The organism is Algiphilus aromaticivorans DG1253 (assembly GCF_000733765.1).
GTDB lineage: Bacteria > Pseudomonadota > Gammaproteobacteria > Nevskiales > Nevskiaceae > Algiphilus > Algiphilus aromaticivorans.
This window is the reverse complement of record NZ_JPOG01000001.1, coordinates 876,805-893,783: the sequence shown is the minus strand read 5'-3', so window position 1 is coordinate 893,783 and position 16,979 is coordinate 876,805. Positions and strand designations below refer to the sequence as shown.

The window sequence follows — 16,979 nt, the reverse complement described above, 5'->3', positions numbered from 1 at the left end:
TGTGGTCAGGGTTTCGCGGTATCGGAAGCGCTCGCAGCCACGGCTTCGAGCGTGGTCTGCATGTAGCGCGCGTAGGAGGGATCGCAGCCGAGCAGCAGCGCCGCCGTCGCCGGCGGGCGGTAGAGCCAGACGCTGAGGTGGGCGAGCCGCGTCATCAGCCAGCCACCCTCGGCGAGGGCGCGCAGATCCAGCGCGCAGAGCTCGCCCAGGCGCCGGCCCCAGCCCGCGCCCTCGAGACGGAAGACGGTGTCGCTCACCGGGAAGTGCCAGGCCGGCGCGGCCAAGAGCGGCGCGAAGTCGTGCTCGACGGCGAGGAAATAGCTCTCGGCGCCGGTGCGCGCGACGAAGCCGCCGCCGTGCGACAGGGCGCTCTGCTCGGCCTCGGGGCAAGGCAGGCCGGCGGCCTGCAGCGCCGCCGCCGCGCCCGGCCCGAGCAGCTGATGCAGGCGCAGCGCCCGCTCGATGCGCAGCAGCTCGCTCATGCCGTGGCCTCCCCGGCCTTCTGGCGCAGCCCTTCGGGATCGTAGAAAGGTGTTGCTCGCTGCTCGGCGCGATGCATGCGCCCGTCGTCGCCGCGGATCTGCAGCGCCTCGCCGCTGTCGGCCAGCGCCGCGTCCACCATCGCCAGCCCGACGGGATGCCGGAGCGTCGGGCTGTGCGCGATGCTGGTGACGCGACCGGCGATGACACCGTCGCGGATGACGAGATGACATTCGCGCGGCAGCGTCTCGACACCCGCCGGCAACGCAAAGCCGACCAGACGGCGCCGCATGCGCGGCTTCAGTTGCTGCAGCGCCGCGCGCCCGTTGAAGAAGGGCTTCTTGAAATGCACCGCCCAGCCCATGCCGGCCTCGAAGGGATCGCTCAGGCCGTCGGTGTCCTGCCCGACGATGATGTGTCCCTTCTCCAGCCGCAACAGACGCTGCGCCTCGACACCGAAGGGTCGTGGCGCGTCGGCATCGCGCATGAGCGCCTGCCAGACCTCGGCCGTGGCGCGCGCATCCAGATGCAGCTCGTAGCCCAGCTCGCCGACGAAGCCGACCCGCGCCAGCCGCGCCGGATGGCCGCAGACACGCCCTTCGCGGATGCCGAGATAGGGAAAGGCATCCTCGTCGAGACCGACATCGCTCACCAGCGGCGCCAACAGCCGGCGCGCCTCCGGCCCGGCCAGATTGAGCGCCCCGAGCTGGCCGGTGCGGTTGAGCAGATGCACGTCCAGCCCCCATTCCAGCGCGCAGCGGCTCAGCGTCCGGAAGGTCGCCGCGGCGTGGCCGCTGGTGGTCGTGACGTAGTAGCGGTCCTCGGCCAGGCGCCCGACAATGCCGTCATCGACGATGACGCCGGAGCTGTCGACCATCAGCGCGTAGCGCGTGCGCCCTACGGCAATGTTGGTCATGCGCATGGTGTAGGCCGCTTCGAGCAGCCGGCCGGCGTCGGCACCGAGCACCTCGATCTTGCCCAGCGTCGAGACGTCGATCAGCCCCGCCCGGCTGCGCACCGCGGCGACCTCCGCGGCGATCGCGCTGTCGGCCTCGGCGGCATCGCCGTAAAAGGCTGGCCGCAGCCATTCGCCGGCTTCCATGAAATGCGCGCCCAGCGCCTGATGTGCCTCATGCAGCGGCGTCAGACGCTGCGGCCGCAGCCGGCGACCGGCGAGATCCTCCAGGCGCACGGGCCGCACCATCGGCCGCGCCGTCGTGCTGCCGGTCTCGTCGATGCCCTGCCCCAGATGATCGGCCAGGATGCGGATGGCGTTGAGATTGGAATGCTTGCCCTGGCTGGGGCCCATGCCCACCGTCGAGTAGCGCTTGAGCAGCTCGATGTTGTCGAAGCCTTCGCGCGCGGCCTGCTCCAGATCCTTCAGCTGCAGGTCCTCGTCGAGATCGACGAAGTTGCGTCCCTCCGGATGCCGGATCACCGGCCACTCCGAGCCATGCGCCTGGTCGTCGCGGTGGTCCGCAGAGGCCGGCACGCGGTCACCGCGCAACGCGGCGACCAGGCGTTGCGCGGCGTCGCGGGCGTCGGCCTGCTGCTGCGCCAGCGTGAAGGCGCCGTTGAGACGACCGGCGGGCACCACCGTCTCCGGCCAGCGCTCCGGTACCGGCATGGCCAGATGCGCGTCGTAGCGGAAGCTGCCGCCGGCCTGATAGAGCAGCGCCCCGGCCGGCGCCCAGCCGGTGCTGAGCAGCACGCCGTCACAGGCGATGCGCTGCGCACCCACGGTGTTGCAGCGACCGGGCGAACCCAGCGGCGCGGCAGTGACGGCCTCCACGGCCTCGGCGCCGTGCGCCTCGTAGATGGCGTGGCCGTACAGCAGCGGCACCCCGGCCTGCGCCAACGTCGCTGCGGCGGGGCTCGCCTCCTCGCCCTCGCGCATATCGAGGACGGCGGCGACCTCGACGCCGGCCCGATGCATATCGAGGGCCACGGCATAGCCTTCGCTGTTGGCCGTCAGCACGACGGCGCGCCGGCAGGGCGCGACGCCGAAGCGATGCAGCAGGCGCTGCGCGCCCGAGGCCAGCATGACGCCCGGACGGTCGTTGTTGCGGAAGACCGCCGGCTGCTCGATCAAGCCGGTGGCGACGATCACGCCGCGTGCGCGCATCTTGACGATGCCGGCGGGCGTGGACAGCGGCACCAGATGATCGGCGTAATGACCGAGCGCCACCGCCGGGCACAGCAGGCGGATGTCCGGATGCGCGGTGACGGCCGCGATCAGCGCGTCGCGCGTGCGCTGCGCCGCCTCGTCGTGCAGCCATTGGTAGTCGAAGCTGCCGCCGGGATGGGCATTGTCGTCGGCGATGACCACCGAGAAGCCGGCCTCGGCGGCGGCCAGCGCCGCGCTCAGCCCGGCCGGGCCGGCGCCGACGACCAGCACGTCGCAATGCTCGTTGCGCTTGGGACGGCGCTGCGCCTTCCAGCTGCGGTCGACGCTGCCCAGCCCGGCGCGCTTGCGGATGGCACGCTCCCATTTCGGGAAGAGCGCGCGCGGCCGGTAGAAGGCCTTGTAGTAGAAGCCCACCGGCAGGAAGCGCGCGAGGCGATCCAGATAGCGGTCGGCATCGTTGGCCAGCGTGCCGCGCACATTGACCGGGTACAGATCCCTGCCATCGCGCAGCGTCGTGACATCGCCGCGCAGATGCGTGTCCTGCTTCGTGCAGAACAGCGCATTGACGTCGTGATCGGCCAGCGAGAAGGCGCCGCGCGGCCGGTGATACTTGAAGCTGCGCCCGAGCAGCGTCACGCCGTTGGCGAGCAGCGCCGAACTCAGCGTATCGCCGGGATGCGCGCTGTACTCCTGTCCCTCGAAATGAAAGGCGATGGCGCGCGAGCGATCGATCCACTCGCGCGGTCCGGCTTCAGAGCGTCGGAAGGGCACGCGCCACCTCCTCGGTCGGCAGCACGCGCAGCACGGTGTCGCTGCGCGTGTCGCGCTCCAGCAGGAACCAGCGCCCGGTGGGCGTGTGGCACCACCATTCGCGCAGCACCGGTGCGCCGCCGCTGCGGTTGAAGGCGTGATCGGCCGTGGCCGCGCCATCCGGCTCGCCCAGCGGCGCCGGGCGATGCTCGCCGCCGTAGACGAATTCGGATAGCGGCCGCGCGCCGATGATGGGGAGATCGAGCAGCTTCATGATCAGTGCCCCACCGAGGCCGCGCCCTTCTCGCCGACGAGCGCGAAATCGCGGAAGCGCTCGAAGCCGAAGGGCGTGATGAGTTCGTGGTTGCGGCCGGCGGCCACCGTGGCAGCCATCGTCCAGCCCGCGACCGGCGTCGCCTTGAAACCCCAGGTGCCCCAGCCCGCATCCAGATAGAAGTCCTGCACCGGCGTGGTGCCCATGATGGGCGCGAAGTCGGGCGTCAGATCGGCCATGCCGGCCCACTGGCGCAGCACGCGCAGCCGGCCGACAAAGGGGAAAAGATCGATGAGGCGGTCGGCCAGGCCCTCGACGAAGTCGAAGGTTGAACGCGTGCCGTGCAGCACGGCCGGATCGACCGCCGCACCCATGACGAGCTCGCCGCGCGAGGACTGGCTGACGTAGACGTGCAGACTGCCCGAGACGACGATGGTGTCGAGAAAGGGCTTGACCGGCTCGGTGACGCAGGCCTGCAGCGGATAGATCTCGATGGGGGTGTCCAGGCCGAGCATGTCGGTGACCGACGGCGTCGATCCGGCCACGGCCGAAACCACTGCACCGCAGCTGATCTCGCCGCGGTCGGTGCTGACGCCGCGCACCCGCCCGCCCTCGCAGCGGATGCCCGTCACCCGCGTCTTCTGGTGGATCTCGACGCCACGCTCGACCGCCGCCCGGGCGTAGCCCCAGGCCACGGCGTCGTGCCGCACCACCGCTCCGGGGGCGTGATAGAGGGCGCCCTGCACGGCCTGCTGACCGCCGCAGTCCAGATCGATACCCGGCACGCCGGCTGCGACTGCCTCCCGGTCCACCAGCTCGCTGTCGACGCCGTGGTGGCGGTTGACCTCGGCGCGCCAGCGCATGGTGCGCATGGCCTCGTCGGAGTGCGCAAGCGTGTAATGGCCGCGCTCCGAATAGAAGAGATTGATCTCCAGCTCGCCGGAGAGATCGCGGAACATGCGGCGGCTGGTGTCGTAGAAGCGCACTCCCTCTGGCGTCAGATAGTTCGAGCGCACGATGGTGGTGTTGCGCCCGGTGTTGCCACCGCCCAGGTAGTTCTGCTCCAGCACCGCGACCTTGGTGATGCCGTGATCGCGTGCCAGATAATAGGCGCAGGCCAGACCGTGGCCGCCGCCACCGATGATCACGACGTCGTAGTGCTCGCGCAGCGGCGCCGCCTTCGGAAAGAAGCGCGGCTCGCCCGCCGTGCCGAGCAAGCCCAGCTTGAGCAGCTTCCAGGACACCGCCCTAGCCCCGGCCCGGGTCGGCGGAAGGCGGGAGGTGGCGGAGACGGCAACACTGCTGCATGCGATATTTCCTGTGAAGAAAGAAACTTTCCTCTCAGGAACGCAAGGGCCTTGCCAACTCCGACGCGGTAGGCGTTTTCCTTTCTATTTCAGTGTGTTGACGCCGGAAGCAGCGGGCGGCGCTGTTCCACGCGCGGGTCGCGCTCGAACCGGGCGCGCAACCTTGGGGCGCGACTGCACCGCGAGCGGGCAGCCAACCCTCAGCCGCCTCCGCTGGCCATGCGGAAGGAGGCCTCGAAGAGCTCACCCAGCGGCGCAGTCAGCGCTGGCAGCCAGGCCCACATCGCAAGCAGCACCAGCAGCAGCGTCGCCGGGAAGCCGATGGCGAAGAGATTCAGCGCCGGCGCAGCGCGCGACACCAGACCCAGCGCCAGATTCGCGGCCAGCAGTGCCGTCAGTACGGGCAGCGCCACCTGCGCCGCCCCGGTGAAGATGATCGCCGAGAAACGCATCCAGACCATGAGTTGCTCGGGTCCGGGCAGCGCCTCCCCCACGGGGAACAGCAGGAAACTGGTGGCCAGGGCATCGACCAGTCGCAGATGCCCGTCCATGGCCAGGAATATGAGCATGACGATCACCGTCATGAAGCCGGCAAGCACGCCCGAGTTGGTACCGCGCAGCGGATCGGTGACCTGCGCGAAGGACAGGCCGGATGCTGCGGATATGGCTTCGGCACCCAGCGCCACGGCTTCGAAGGCGAAGAGGAAGACGAAGCCGATGCACAGCCCGACCACAACCTGCTGCAGCACGGTCAGCCACCACGGTGCAGAGAAGACGGCCAGGTCGGGGGGCGCCGGCAACACCGCAGCCAGCAGGATCGCCAGCGCCAGCGCAACCGTCAGCCGCGCGCGCGCCGGCACATTGCGCGCGCCCAGCACCGGCGCGATGACGGCGAAGCTCGTCGTGCGCAGCAGTGGCCAGAGCAGGCCATGGTAGGCCGCCGCCAGCGCATCCAGCGCCAGCACGCCCTCCACCTCAGCCGACCAGGCCGGGGATGCTCGTATAGAGCCGCTGCGTGTAGTTCACCAGCAGGCTGAGCATCCAGGGCCCGGCCACCATGATGGCCAACGCCACCGCGACGAGCTTGGGAATGAAACTCAGCGTCATCTCGTTGATCTGCGTGGCAGCCTGGAAGACGCCGATGAACAGACCCACCAGCAATGCCATGACGAGCAGCGGCGCGGCCAGCAGCACGACCACCTCCAGCGCGCCGCGGCCGATGGTCAGTACCGTTTCCGGGGTCATCCGAAGCTACCCGCCAGCGCGCCGATGACCAGCGTCCAGCCGTCCACCAGCACGAAGAGCATGAGCTTGAAGGGCAGACTGATGAGCATCGGCGACAGCATCATCATGCCCAGCGACATCAGCACGCTGGCGACCACCAGATCGATGATGACGAAGGGAATGAAGAGCAGGAAGCCGATCTGGAAGGCGGTCTTCAGCTCACTGGTGACGAAGGCCGCGGCGAGCACCGTGAAGGGCACCGCCTCGGCGTCGGCGTAGGGCGCGTCACCGGCGAGCTGCGCGAAGCTGGCCAGGTCCGACTCACGCGTCTGCGCCAGCATGAAGGTGCGCATAGGCTGCTGCGCGGCCGCGAAGGCCTCGCCGAAGTCCATCTCCTCTTCGGTATAGGGCACCGCCGCCTGCTCCCAGACGGCATTCGCGGTCGGCTGCATGATGAAGGCGGTTAGCATCAGCGCCAGACCCAGCAGGATGGGGTTCGATGGCGTCTGGCCGGTGCCGAGCGCCTGACGCAGCAGACCCAGCACCACGATGATGCGCACGAAGCCGGTCATCGACAGCAACAGTGCCGGCATCAGCGTGATCAGCGTCATCGCCACCAGCACTTGGAAGCTGAGGCTCCAGCTCTGGCTGCCGTCTTCCTGCGTGGTCATGGTCAGCGCCGGCATGGACAGCTCCTGCGCGCCCACCGGCAGCGCGACGAATATCAGCCCCAGTGCGAGCAACGCGCGCGTCATTGCGCTTCTCCGCGCATGCGCGCCAGCGCCTGACCGAAGCTCGGCGCGGGCACGGCTTCGGGAAGCTCGGGCTCGGCGGCGTAGCGATGCAGCACGCGCACACCCTGGCTGCCCACCGACAGCAGCAGATGCGCGCCGGCGGCATCCACCAGCAACACCCGCTCGCGCGGACCCAGGGCATGGGCAGCGCGCACGCGGAACCAGCCGGCGCTGCCGCCCAGCCGGCCGCGCACACGTCGCGCGAACCAGGCGGTGGCGAATATGGCGGCCACTACTGCCAGCAGCGCCAGGAAGGCGCGCAGCGCAGCAGCGCCGGTGCCGTCTGCCAGAGAACTTGGCTCCATTACCGCAACTTGCGGATGCGCTCGGCGGGACTGACCACATCGGTCAGGCGCACGCCGAACTTCTCGTTGACCATGACGACTTCGCCGTGGGCGATGAGGGTGCCGTTGACGAAGACGTCCAGCGGCTCGCCGGCGAGCCGGTCCAGCTCGACCACCGAGCCCTGTGAGAGCTGCAGCAGGTTGCGAATGGGAATGCGCACGCGGCCGACTTCCATCGACATCGTCACGCCGACATCGAGAATGACGTCGAGGTTGAGATCGCTGTCGGCGGCCTGACTGCTGTCGTGCAGCGGATCGAACTGCGCCGGCTGCGCCTGCGGTGGCCCCTTCGAAGCAGTGGTCTCGGGCTTGCTGCCTTCGCTCGCGGCTTCGGTTTCGGTGGCGCTTTCGGTGTCTGTCTTGGCGGTTTCGCTCATGATGCGGATACTCAGCCGGAGGAGGGGGAAGCCAGCGCGGTGAGCGACGGCGTCGGGTTGTCGCGGCGAATGAACTCGGTGATCTGCACGGCGTGATTGCCGTTGGCGGTACCCAGACGGCCGCGGAAGACGGGCATGTCCTCGACGCAGACTTCCAGGTTCTCGTGCCAGTCCAGCGGAATGACGTCACCGGCCTGCAGCTGCACCAGCTTGCGCAGCGACACTGACGAGGTGCGCAGCACGCTGGAGATCTCTACCTCGGCGTCCTGCATGCGGTGCTTCAGCGCCGCCGCCCAGCGGTCGTCGCGGTCGTTGCGGTCGGACTGCAGGCCGGCATCGAGCAGATCCTTGATGGGCTCGACCATGGCGTAGGGCAGCGTGACGTGGATATCCCCCGCCCCGCCCTCCAGCTCGACGTGGAAACGGGAGACCACCACCAGCTCGCTGGGCGAGACGATGGTCGCGAAATGCGGATTGACCTCGGAGCCACTCTGCTCGAAGTCGAGCTGCATGACCGGCCCCCACGCCTCGCGCATGTCGGCGAAGGCCTGGTGCAGCATCAGCTGGATGACGCGATACTCCACCGGCGTGAATTCACGTCCCTCGATCTTGACCGGGTACTTGCCGGCGCCGCCGAAGAAGGTGTCCACAGCTGTCACGACCAGCTTGGGCTCGAAGACGATGAGCGCGGTGCCGCGCAGCGGCTTGACCTTGACCAGGTTCAGGCTGGTAGGCACGAAGAGCGAATGCACGTAGTCGGAGAACTTCACCATCTCGACGCCGCGTATGGAGATCTCCGGGCTGCGGCGCAGCATGTTGAAGAGGCCGATGCGGAAATGGCGCGCGAAACGCTCGTTGATCATCTCCAGTGTCGGCAGCCGGCCGCGGATGATGCGGTCCTGCGCAGCCAGATCGTAGGGACGCGCCTCGCCGGCGGTGACGTCGTCGCCTTCGGTGTCTACGCTGCCGGAATCGACACCCCCGAGCAGGGCGTCGATCTCGTCCTGGGAGAGAAGATCGTTGCCGCTCATTGCATCACGAAGCTTGTGAAGTAGAGATCCTCGATACCGCCCTCGGCGGCGCCCAGTTCGACCAGGCGCGCATTCAGGCTGCTGATCGCGTCCGCGCGCAGCGATTCCTTGCCTTCGGCGTTCAGCAGCTTTTCGTACTCCGCGTTGGAGAAGAGCATCAGGAGCTCGTTGCGCAACAGCGGCGCGTGCTTCTCAAGCATCGCGGGCAACTGAACGTCGCGCGTCATCAAAGCCAGATCCACCTTCAGGTAGCGCATATAGGCGCCATCCGGAAGATTCACCACGAAGGCCGGATCGAAGGGCCAGTAGATGGGGTCGGCGCGCTTGACGGTTTCCGCCTCGGAGGCCTCGACCGGCACCATCTGCGTGAAGTAGTACCAGCCCCCGCCGCCGCCCACGGCCGCAGCGAAGAGCAGGCCCATCAGCAGCTTCATGACGCCACCCCCCTTCTTCGGCTCTGTCGCGGCCTCGGCCATCGCGCTTGCTCCATCGGATCGTTAGTGCTGCGCTTACTGCTGCAAGCGCGGGTCCGCGAGCCTAGGCCCAGCCCTCGAAGAGGCCGCGCGCCCGAAGAGCGGCGCCGCTTTCAGGTATCAGCGGCAGCGCCACCTCCGCATCACTGCCCCTACCGCCCTCGTCTTCAGCCATGGCAGCTGTCTCGTGCGACGATCCGCCGCGGTTCTGCTGCTGGGAAACCGACGCATCGCTCAAGCTCATGCCCTGCTCCGCGAGCTGCTGCGCCAGTTGCGGCATGGCCTGCTCCAGCGCGGCGCGCGCGCCGCTGGTGGCGGTGACGAAGTGCGCGCTGAGCCCGTTATGGTCACGTCCGATCTGCACCTCCACGCGGCCAAGATCGGCCGGCTCCAGGTGCAGGCTGGCTTGCCACTTGCCTTCGGCGACGCTCTGCACCATCAGTCGTACTGCTGTTTCGGCCAGCTGCTGCGGAGAAGTGGCGCTGACCGCAGCCATCGGCATCGTCGGCGCGCTGGTCGCGGTGGACACACTCGCGGGCAGTACCGTCATGACCGCACCCGGGCTCTCGCTCGCGGCGGCGCTGGCTGCTCCGATGCCTTGCTGGGCCTGCGCCGCGGGCTGCTTCAGTACCGCCGGCAGCGTCTGCATCGCCGAGCGCGCCGCGGCGGGCGCCACCTCGGGTGCGACGGCCTTCGCCGCCGCCAGGGATTCGGCTGCCGCGCGCAACTGTGCTTCGGAGTCGGCGCGTGCGGCTCCGGCGGCTGCATCACTCGAAGGCTGACGCAACGCCGCGGCTCGCGCCGCCTCGGCGCGCCCCGACGCCTCGGCAGTGGCGCGACGCCCCTCGGCGGGCGCCACGAGTGCCGCCATCAGTTCGGCTTCACCTTCAGCGTCCGCATTGGCGTCGGACTCGCCATCGCCATTGCTGTTGGCATTGCTATCGGTGTCGGCGTTGCGGGTGGCGTTGGCATCGGCACGCATATCGGGAGCTTCAGGGTCCGGTTCCTGAGCACTTTCGGCGCCGACGCGCGGACGCTCGGCCCGCTCGGATTTGCCGCTCTCGCTCGCTTCGCTGGCTTCTGTTTCGGGCGTCGGGGTGCGGGCCGGTTGGTTATCGGCTTCTTCCGGTCCTGCGGCGGAGCTGCGCGCGGCCTCGCCGTCGCCGGCGGACTCGGTGCGGCGCGCGGTGGGTTCATCCGCGAGGGCGGGCGGACGCGATGCGGGTGCCGCGTCGTGGCCGCCGAGCAGGCGCGCGAAAGCGCCGCCGTCAGAGCCGCCGTTGGCGCCACGCTCCGAAGGCCGCGCGGCCGGCTGGGTCGAGGCCGTCCCCGAGATGGTGCCGGCGCCGTTCATGCCACGGCGCCGCCGTGACGCGTTCCACTCCAGTCGTCGAGCGTGTTCTGAGCGCGCCGCTCAGCGTCGCGATCATTGGCGCGGGCATAGCCGGCCTGCAGGCGTTGCAGTACTTCGCGGTCCTGGCGCGCGAGAAGGTGCCTTGTACTGCTCACCTCCAGCGCCGACTCGGTCTGTTGCAGGCGCTGGCGCTGGGCCTGCACGGCTTCCTGCAGGCGGCTCAGAAAACGCGCGCGGTTGGCCAGCCACTGCACGGAAGCCTGCGCAGGCGACGTCTCGTACTCGCGCAGATAGCCCTGCAGCTCGGCCAGGCGCTGTTCCTCGGCCGCATGCCGCGCCTGCGCGGCGGCAAGATCACGGGCGGCGGCGTTCTCGTGCTGCCGCCGCACGGTGGCGACGGCGTCCAGCGGCTCTCGCTTGCTCATGATGTCCCCTTGTCTTCGAATATGGCTTGCAGGGCGTGGCGTGCACTGTCGAGATCAGCAGCCTCGCGCGTGTCCTGGCGCAGGAAGGCCTCGATGCGCGACCAGCGCGCCAGTGCCTCGTCGGTGTCCGGATCACTGCCCGCCTTGTAGGCCCCGATGGTGATGAGGTCACGATGGGTGCTGTAGGCGGCGAGCAGCCGACGCAGCCGACGCGCGGCCTGCTGCTGCGGCTGGTCGGTGACGGCGTCCATAACACGCGACACCGAGGCTTCGATATCGATGGCCGGAAAGCGTCCGCTCTCGGCGATGGCGCGCGACAGCACGATGTGGCCATCGAGCACCGCGCGCGCAGCATCGGCCACCGGCTCCTGCAGGTCGTCGCCGTCGACCAGCACGGTGTAGATAGCAGTAATGCTGCCCGGGCCGTCGGCGTTGCCGGCGCGCTCCACGAGCTGCGGCAGCCGCGCCAGTGCCGACGGTGGATAGCCGCGCGTGGCCGGCGCCTCGCCGGTGGCCAGACCGATCTCGCGGCCGGCGTGGGCGAAGCGCGTCAGCGAATCCATTAGCAGCAGCACCGACTGGCCCCGGTCGCGGAAGTATTCCGCCACGGCGGTGGCCAGCCAGGCGCCGCGCAGGCGTGCCAGCGGCGGCGCATCGGCCGGCGCGGCGACGACGCAGGCGCGGGCCAGGCCGTCCGGGCCGAGGGTGTCGTGCACGAAGTCGGCAACCTCACGGCCACGCTCGCCGATCAGGCCGACGACAACGACATCGGCCGTGGTGTTGCGCGTCATCATGCCGAGCAGTGTCGACTTGCCGACACCGCTGCCGGCGAAGAGGCCGATGCGCTGGCCGCGCCCCAGCGACAGCACGCCGTTGATGGCGCGCACGCCCACATCCAGCGGCTGGGTGATGCGCTGACGCGACAGCGGATTGATCGGCGGCGGCAGCGCGTCGGAAGGACGGCTGCCGCGCGGATCGGCGCGCCCGTCCAGGGCTCGCCCGTTGGCATTGACCACGCGCCCGAGCCAATCCGCGCCGATGCGCGCAACACCGTCGCCGCGCCGCAGCACGACGGCATCCGGCGTCAGGCCGGCGGCGTGCTCCAATGGCATCAACAGGGTGCGACCGTGCGCGAAGCCGACAACCTCGGCGCTGACCTCGCGCCCCTCGCCGCAGAGAATCTGCACGCGCGCGCCCATCGGGGCGTTGCATCCCTCGGCTTCCAGCGTCAGTCCGACGGCACGGCGCAATCGACCGCTGCGCACGAAGTATTCCTCGCTATTCGGGCAGCGGCGCCCGAGCTGGCGCAACTGCGCACTCAGGGCACCAGCGCGCTGGGCGGGATCGATGACCGTCATTCGCGCGCCTCGTGTGCCGCCTCATCGTCATCGGCGTCCAGCCAGCGACGCGCCAACTCACGCAGCCGCGACTCCAGCCGCGCGTCGATACCGCTCGCCGCGCGCTGCACCTGCACGTCACCGCGCGCCAGATCCGGGTCGTCGTGCCAACGCACGGACTCGGGCAAGGCGATGGACTCGGGCAGCGCCGCACGATCCTGCGGGTGCAGGGTGATGTGCACCGGCCCTTCGGCGTCGGCCAGCGCGGCGACGGCTTCCTGCAGCAGGCCGGCCACTGCTTCGGGACGGGCGACCAGCGTGTGGCGCGCCAGCGCCCCGGCAACGCGCAGCGCCAGCTCGCGCAGCTGCTCGACGGCTGCCGCGTCGGCGGCGGCCAGCGGCGCGGCCAGCGCGCCCGCGATAGCGTCGAGACGCTGCGCCGCGCCACGCGCTTCGGCCAAGCCGGCGGCAAAGCCGTCGGCGTGGCCCTTCTCCCAGCCTTCGGCGTAAGCGCGGGTCTCGAGATCCTCCAGCTCGCCCGCCGTGGGCGGCCGGCGCATGTTGCCGAAGTCGGGCAACTCGGCGCGGCGGGCGGGCTCAGACATATTCCTCGCCCCCGCCCTTGCTGCCCAGCGTCAGCTCGCCGCTGTCGGACAACTGGCGCGCCAGCGCCAGGATCTCCTTCTGCGCGGCCTCGACGTCGGAGACCTTCACCGGCCCGCGCGCTTCCAGATCCTCCATGAGCATTTCGGCGGCGCGCTTGGAGATGTTGGCGGTGATCTTGTCGCGCACGCGCGACTCCGCCCCCTTCAGCGCCACCGGCAGCCGGTCGCCCGGCACCTCGCGCAGCAGGCGCTGCATGGAGCGGTCGTCGAGGGTGGCGAGGTCGTCGAAGACGAACATCAAGTCCTCGATGCGCTCGGACAGCGCCTCGTCCTGACTGCGCACGACCTCCATCAGCTCGGTCTCCGCGCCGGAGTCCAGGAAGTTGAGGATATTGGCCGCCACCTTGATGCCGCCGACGCTGGAAGCCTTGAGATTGCTGTTGCCCGAGAACTGGCGCTCCATGATCTCGTCCAGCTCGGAAAGTGCGTTGGGCGGGATGCCCTCCAGCGTGGCGATGCGCATGACGACATCGGCGCGCGTGCGATCCGGCAGCAGGCCCAGCACCTCGGCGGCCTGGTCGGGCTCCAGGTAGGCCAGCACGATGGCAACGATCTGTGGATGCTCGTTGCGCACCAGATCGGCGATGGCGCGTGCGTCCATCCACTTCAGCGCATCGAGGCCCTTGGTCTGGCTGCCGACGAGGATGCGGTCGATGAGGCGATCAGCCTTGTCGTCGCCGAGGGCATTGGCCAGCACCTTGCGCACGTACTCGTCGGCGCCAACGCCCAGCGAGGTCTGGCCATCCAGCTCGCTGACGAAGCTGCTGATGACCTGCTGCGCCTGCTCGGTGGACACCGGGCCCATGCGGGCCATGGCCGCGCCCAGCTTCTGCACCTCGCGCGCGCTCATGTGCTTGAGCACCTCGGCGGCCTCGGCCTCGCCCAGCGACAGCAGCAGCACCGCGGCGCGATGCGTGCCGTCACCCGGCACTGCGGCAGCCGTGGCGGGACGCTCCATCAGGGCCTCAGCCATCGTTGCCCACCCAGGTACGCATCAGCTGCGCCACGCGCTTGGGGTCCTGCTGCACGACGCTGCGCGCGGCCTGCAACTGGCGTTCGTAGGGCGCCTCACGCACGCTCGGCGCCTCATCGTAGGCCTCGGCCGTTTCGCCATGACCGGCGAGCTGGAGCTGATCGCCGCGGTCGGTGGCGGCATCGACCGTAACCGGCTGCAGCAGCGCGCGCAGCGTCGGGCGCAGCACGGTGAATATGAGCACCAGCAGCAGCAGCACGCCGCCAAAGTTGCGCAGTGCCATCTGCAGCCAGCCATCATCGACGGCCTGTTCCCAGAGCGAGGCCGCCTGGGGTGTCGCGCCTTCGCCGACCAGGGGTGTGGCGAAACGGGCGTGCTCGATGCTCAGGCGGTCGCCGCGCTCAGCGTCGAAGCCGATCGCGCCCTCAACCAACTGACGCAGCTGCGCCAGCTCGGCCGGCTCTGGCGCGCGCGTCGTGGCGTTGCCCTCGGCATCGATGACAGGCATCTGGTCGACCAGCACCGCCGCCGAGATACGGCGCAGGCTGCCAGCGGGCACCGACTCGACGACGTACTCGCGACCCACGACATAATCGCGCTCGACGTTGCGCATCGAGGGCCCATCGCCGGCCGCTCCCGCCGGCGGCTCACCGGCGGCGGCTTCGGGCTCGCCGGGCATATTGGCCGCCGCGCCGGCGGGCTCGCCCTGCCGACCGACGCCCTCGCGCTCCTCGCGCAGCCGTTCGCGGGTTATCACCGGGGCTTCGCTGTCCAGCCGTTCGCTGGCACGCTGGGTGCTCTGCGGTTCGTGCTCGACGGTCACCTGGGCACGCACGCGCCCTTCGCCAACCACGGCCTCGAGCATCCCGACAATACGCGAAGCCAGCATGGCCTCGGTCTGGCGCGCGAGATCGAACTGCTCGCGCGTGCCGAAGGCGGTTTCATCGCCTTCGCGCCGCGACAGCAGGTTGCCGGCACTGTCGACGACGGTCACCGCCTCCGGCGCCATATCGGGGACGCTGGCGGCCAGCAGATTGACGATGGCCTGGGCCTGGGCGGCGTCCAGCCGACGGCCGCTGCGCAGTTCCACCACCACCGAGGCGCTCGCCCGGCTGCGGTCACGCACGAAGGCCGAATCGCGTGCCGTGGCCAAATGCACGCGCGCGCTGCGCACGGGGGAGAGACTGGCGACGGTGCGCGCCAGCTCGGTCTCCAGCGCATATTGATAGCGCGCCGATTCCATGAACTGACTGACGCCGAAGCCGGGCGACTCGCTGAGCATGGAGAAGCCACCGGCACCGCCCAGATTGTCGCTGCCGGCGAGCTGCATGCGCGCGGCGTGCAGCTGCGTGCGTGGCACCTGCACGCTGTCGCCGCTGGCGGCCACACGCGCAGGAATGCCCGCGGACTCAAGCTCGCGCGCAACCCCGGAGGCAGTGCTCAACTCGACGCCGCTGGTAACCGGCGTCCAGTCCGTGCCGCGCGACCACATGTAGATGCTGATGCCGGCAGCGATAGCCAGCGCCAGCCCGGCGAGCAACAGCACCGGCTTGAAGGGAGCGAGCTGCTGGAGACCGGGAAAAGTGCCTTGCGCCATGGTGTGGTTCCTACAACGGCATGTTCATGATGGTCTGGTAGGCCGAGACGGCGCGATTGCGCGCCTCGACCGCAGCCCGGAAGGCAATGCCGGATTCCTGCGACTTCAGCATGGTCTCGACGAGGTTGCCGCGGCCCAGCTGGAAATCCTCGGCAGCGCGCGCGGCGTCCACCTGCTTGTCATTGACCCCGCGCACCGCGTCGCGCAGAGCGTCGACGAAGCCGCTCTCCTTGGCCGGCTCGGCAACCGGCTGTGCGGCCGGTAGCTGCGAGCGCTGCTGCAGCGCCCGCATTTCCCCGAGCACGCGATTGATTCCGATGTCATCCATGGCCAGACATTCCCCACCGAAGGGTCCCGCTGTTCATGGGGCAATCGCCGTGCCGCGCCATCAGCCGTTCACCGGCGCAGCAGCGCCGTCCGGCGTCATGCCGTGCCTGCGCAGCTTGTCGATGAGCGTCGTTCGCGACACGTTCAGCATCTGCGCCGCGTGGGCGACGACACCGTCCGTGCGCGTCAGCGCCTCGCGGATCAACGCAACCTCGATGCGCGCGAGGTGATCGCGCAGGTCGATACCTTCCGGTGGCAGCGTCGTAGCGCCCTCGGCGGCCGGCGTGGCAGTCGACGTCGGCGCCTCGACAATGGGCAGACGAAAATCGCCGCGGTAGCGCGGCGGCAGATCCTGCAGCCCGGCCCTGCCGGTGGGACAGGTCACAGCCAGCCGCTCAACCAGATTCGCCAGCTCACGGACGTTGCCGGGCCAGCCGTACTGCGCCAGGGCACGGCAGGCGGAGTCGTCGATCAGCAGTGGCTGGCCGTCGTGCGTCTGGGTGCGCGCGCAGAGTGCGGCGATGAGCGCGGGCAGATCCTCGCTGCGATCGCGCAAGGGCGGAAGCTCGATGGGGAATACCGCCACGCGGTAGTAGAGATCCTCGCGGAAGCTGCCCTCATCGATGCGCGTTTCGAGGTCGCGGTGTGTGGCGGCGACGATGCGTACATTGCAGCTCAGCGTCTGTGTGCCGCCGACACGCTCGAAGCTGCGCTCCTGGATGACGCGCAGCAGCTTGACCTGCATGGGCAACGGCATGTCGCCGAGCTCATCGAGGAAGAGCGTGCCACCGTCGGCCAGCTCGAAACGCCCCTTGCGAGCGGCAATGGCCCCGGTGAAGGCGCCGCGCTCGTGGCCGAAAAGCTCGGATTCGAGCAACTCGGCCGGAATGGCGCCGCAGTTGATGGCGACGAAGGGCCGTCCGGCGCGCTCGGAGGCGTCGTGGATGGCACGGGCGACCAGCTCCTTGCCGGTACCGGACTCGCCGGTGATCAGCACATTGGTATCGAAGCCGGCCACCTGCCCGATCAGCTGGCGCACGCGTCGCATGGCCTGGCTGTCGCCGACGAGGCTGTCGCCGACCTTGCCGGCAGACGCCGCCGCCGACCGCACGGCGTCGC

General features: G+C 69.6%; 18 protein-coding genes and 1 pseudogene. All 19 read right to left on the bottom strand.

Features of this window, described 5'->3' with window-relative positions:
• Positions 1-5 precede the first annotated feature (5 nt).
• Complete coding sequence (locus tag U743_RS04140; protein WP_043765724.1) at positions 6-482, bottom strand: hypothetical protein; 477 nt, start codon at positions 480-482, stop codon at positions 6-8.
• A complete protein-coding gene (locus U743_RS04135) occupies positions 479-3,379 on the bottom strand; it encodes a glycine cleavage T C-terminal barrel domain-containing protein (RefSeq protein WP_043765722.1) in 2,901 nt (966 codons plus the stop codon). The genes U743_RS04140 and U743_RS04135 overlap by 4 nt, the downstream gene beginning before the upstream one ends.
• A complete protein-coding gene (locus U743_RS04130; RefSeq protein ID WP_043765720.1) occupies positions 3,360-3,632 on the bottom strand; it encodes a sarcosine oxidase subunit delta in 273 nt (90 codons plus the stop codon). Before U743_RS04130 ends, U743_RS04135 begins: the two co-directional genes overlap by 20 nt.
• Before the next feature lie 2 nt (positions 3,633-3,634).
• Positions 3,635-4,876, bottom strand: coding sequence for an FAD-dependent oxidoreductase (locus U743_RS04125; RefSeq protein WP_052367508.1), 1,242 nt, complete (start codon positions 4,874-4,876; stop codon positions 3,635-3,637).
• Between the two features lie 263 nt (positions 4,877-5,139).
• Complete coding sequence (gene fliR, locus U743_RS04120) at positions 5,140-5,904, bottom strand: flagellar biosynthetic protein FliR (RefSeq protein WP_198021922.1); 765 nt, start codon at positions 5,902-5,904, stop codon at positions 5,140-5,142.
• Between the two features lie 10 nt (positions 5,905-5,914).
• Positions 5,915-6,184 (bottom strand): flagellar biosynthesis protein FliQ, encoded by a 270-nt coding sequence (gene fliQ, locus U743_RS04115; protein WP_043765718.1) that lies wholly within the window; start codon positions 6,182-6,184, stop codon positions 5,915-5,917.
• On the bottom strand, positions 6,181-6,918 hold the full coding sequence (fliP, locus tag U743_RS04110) for a flagellar type III secretion system pore protein FliP (RefSeq protein ID WP_043765716.1): 738 nt from the start codon (positions 6,916-6,918) through the stop codon (positions 6,181-6,183). Before fliP ends, fliQ begins: the two co-directional genes overlap by 4 nt.
• Positions 6,915-7,262: a FliO/MopB family protein gene (locus U743_RS04105; protein WP_052367506.1), complete on the bottom strand. Its 348-nt coding sequence runs from the start codon at positions 7,260-7,262 to the stop codon at positions 6,915-6,917. Before U743_RS04105 ends, fliP begins: the two co-directional genes overlap by 4 nt.
• Positions 7,262-7,678 (bottom strand): flagellar motor switch protein FliN, encoded by a 417-nt coding sequence (gene fliN / locus U743_RS04100; protein ID WP_084191350.1) that lies wholly within the window; start codon positions 7,676-7,678, stop codon positions 7,262-7,264. Before fliN ends, U743_RS04105 begins: the two co-directional genes overlap by 1 nt.
• 11 nt (positions 7,679-7,689) lie before the next feature.
• Positions 7,690-8,709 carry a flagellar motor switch protein FliM gene (gene fliM / locus U743_RS04095; protein ID WP_043765714.1) on the bottom strand — a complete coding sequence of 340 codons (1,020 nt, stop codon included), beginning with the start codon at positions 8,707-8,709 and terminating at the stop codon, positions 7,690-7,692.
• Positions 8,706-9,185 (bottom strand): flagellar basal body-associated FliL family protein, encoded by a 480-nt coding sequence (locus U743_RS04090; RefSeq protein ID WP_052367505.1) that lies wholly within the window; start codon positions 9,183-9,185, stop codon positions 8,706-8,708. The genes fliM and U743_RS04090 overlap by 4 nt, the downstream gene beginning before the upstream one ends.
• 61 nt (positions 9,186-9,246) lie before the next feature.
• Positions 9,247-10,536, bottom strand: coding sequence for a flagellar hook-length control protein FliK (locus U743_RS04085; RefSeq protein ID WP_043765712.1), 1,290 nt, complete (start codon positions 10,534-10,536; stop codon positions 9,247-9,249).
• Positions 10,533-10,961 (bottom strand): flagellar export protein FliJ, encoded by a 429-nt coding sequence (fliJ, locus tag U743_RS04080; protein ID WP_052367504.1) that lies wholly within the window; start codon positions 10,959-10,961, stop codon positions 10,533-10,535. The genes U743_RS04085 and fliJ overlap by 4 nt, the downstream gene beginning before the upstream one ends.
• Entirely contained in the window at positions 10,958-12,319 is a 1,362-nt protein-coding gene (locus U743_RS04075) for a FliI/YscN family ATPase (protein WP_043765710.1), read from the bottom strand. Before U743_RS04075 ends, fliJ begins: the two co-directional genes overlap by 4 nt.
• The gene (locus U743_RS04070) at positions 12,316-12,903 is read right to left on the bottom strand and encodes a FliH/SctL family protein (protein ID WP_043765708.1); all 588 of its coding nucleotides are present in this window, start codon (positions 12,901-12,903) and stop codon (positions 12,316-12,318) included. Before U743_RS04070 ends, U743_RS04075 begins: the two co-directional genes overlap by 4 nt.
• Positions 12,896-13,936, bottom strand: a complete 1,041-nt coding sequence (gene fliG, locus U743_RS04065; RefSeq protein ID WP_232226714.1) for a flagellar motor switch protein FliG — start codon at positions 13,934-13,936, stop codon at positions 12,896-12,898. The genes U743_RS04070 and fliG overlap by 8 nt, the downstream gene beginning before the upstream one ends.
• Entirely contained in the window at positions 13,929-15,533 is a 1,605-nt protein-coding gene (gene fliF, locus U743_RS04060; protein ID WP_043765706.1) for a flagellar basal-body MS-ring/collar protein FliF, read from the bottom strand. Before fliF ends, fliG begins: the two co-directional genes overlap by 8 nt.
• Positions 15,534-15,543: 10 nt before the next feature.
• Complete coding sequence (locus tag U743_RS04055) at positions 15,544-15,861, bottom strand: flagellar hook-basal body complex protein FliE (RefSeq protein WP_043765704.1); 318 nt, start codon at positions 15,859-15,861, stop codon at positions 15,544-15,546.
• Positions 15,862-15,921: 60 nt separating this feature from the next.
• Positions 15,922-16,923, bottom strand: a pseudogene (locus U743_RS04050) (sigma-54 interaction domain-containing protein); the annotation flags it as partial.
• Positions 16,924-16,979: the final 56 nt, after the last annotated feature.

What these genes read in the sequence shown, in the direction of transcription:
- U743_RS04085 (WP_043765712.1), bottom strand. Translation starts at nt 10,536, where the DNA reads ATGAACGGCGCCGGCACCATCTCGGGGACGGCCTCGACCCAGCCGGCC.
- fliF (WP_043765706.1), bottom strand. Translation starts at nt 15,533, where the DNA reads ATGGCGCAAGGCACTTTTCCCGGTCTCCAGCAGCTCGCTCCCTTCAAG.
- U743_RS04140 (WP_043765724.1), bottom strand. Translation starts at nt 482, where the DNA reads ATGAGCGAGCTGCTGCGCATCGAGCGGGCGCTGCGCCTGCATCAGCTG.
- fliP (WP_043765716.1), bottom strand. Translation starts at nt 6,918, where the DNA reads ATGACGCGCGCGTTGCTCGCACTGGGGCTGATATTCGTCGCGCTGCCG.
- fliN (WP_084191350.1), bottom strand. Translation starts at nt 7,678, where the DNA reads ATGAGCGAAACCGCCAAGACAGACACCGAAAGCGCCACCGAAACCGAA.
- U743_RS04130 (WP_043765720.1), bottom strand. Translation starts at nt 3,632, where the DNA reads ATGAAGCTGCTCGATCTCCCCATCATCGGCGCGCGGCCGCTATCCGAA.
- U743_RS04090 (WP_052367505.1), bottom strand. Translation starts at nt 9,185, where the DNA reads ATGGCCGAGGCCGCGACAGAGCCGAAGAAGGGGGGTGGCGTCATGAAG.
- U743_RS04055 (WP_043765704.1), bottom strand. Translation starts at nt 15,861, where the DNA reads ATGGATGACATCGGAATCAATCGCGTGCTCGGGGAAATGCGGGCGCTG.
- fliQ (WP_043765718.1), bottom strand. Translation starts at nt 6,184, where the DNA reads ATGACCCCGGAAACGGTACTGACCATCGGCCGCGGCGCGCTGGAGGTG.
- fliJ (WP_052367504.1), bottom strand. Translation starts at nt 10,961, where the DNA reads ATGAGCAAGCGAGAGCCGCTGGACGCCGTCGCCACCGTGCGGCGGCAG.
- fliG (WP_232226714.1), bottom strand. Translation starts at nt 13,936, where the DNA reads ATGGCTGAGGCCCTGATGGAGCGTCCCGCCACGGCTGCCGCAGTGCCG.
- fliM (WP_043765714.1), bottom strand. Translation starts at nt 8,709, where the DNA reads ATGAGCGGCAACGATCTTCTCTCCCAGGACGAGATCGACGCCCTGCTC.
- U743_RS04070 (WP_043765708.1), bottom strand. Translation starts at nt 12,903, where the DNA reads ATGTCTGAGCCCGCCCGCCGCGCCGAGTTGCCCGACTTCGGCAACATG.
- U743_RS04105 (WP_052367506.1), bottom strand. Translation starts at nt 7,262, where the DNA reads ATGGAGCCAAGTTCTCTGGCAGACGGCACCGGCGCTGCTGCGCTGCGC.
- U743_RS04075 (WP_043765710.1), bottom strand. Translation starts at nt 12,319, where the DNA reads ATGACGGTCATCGATCCCGCCCAGCGCGCTGGTGCCCTGAGTGCGCAG.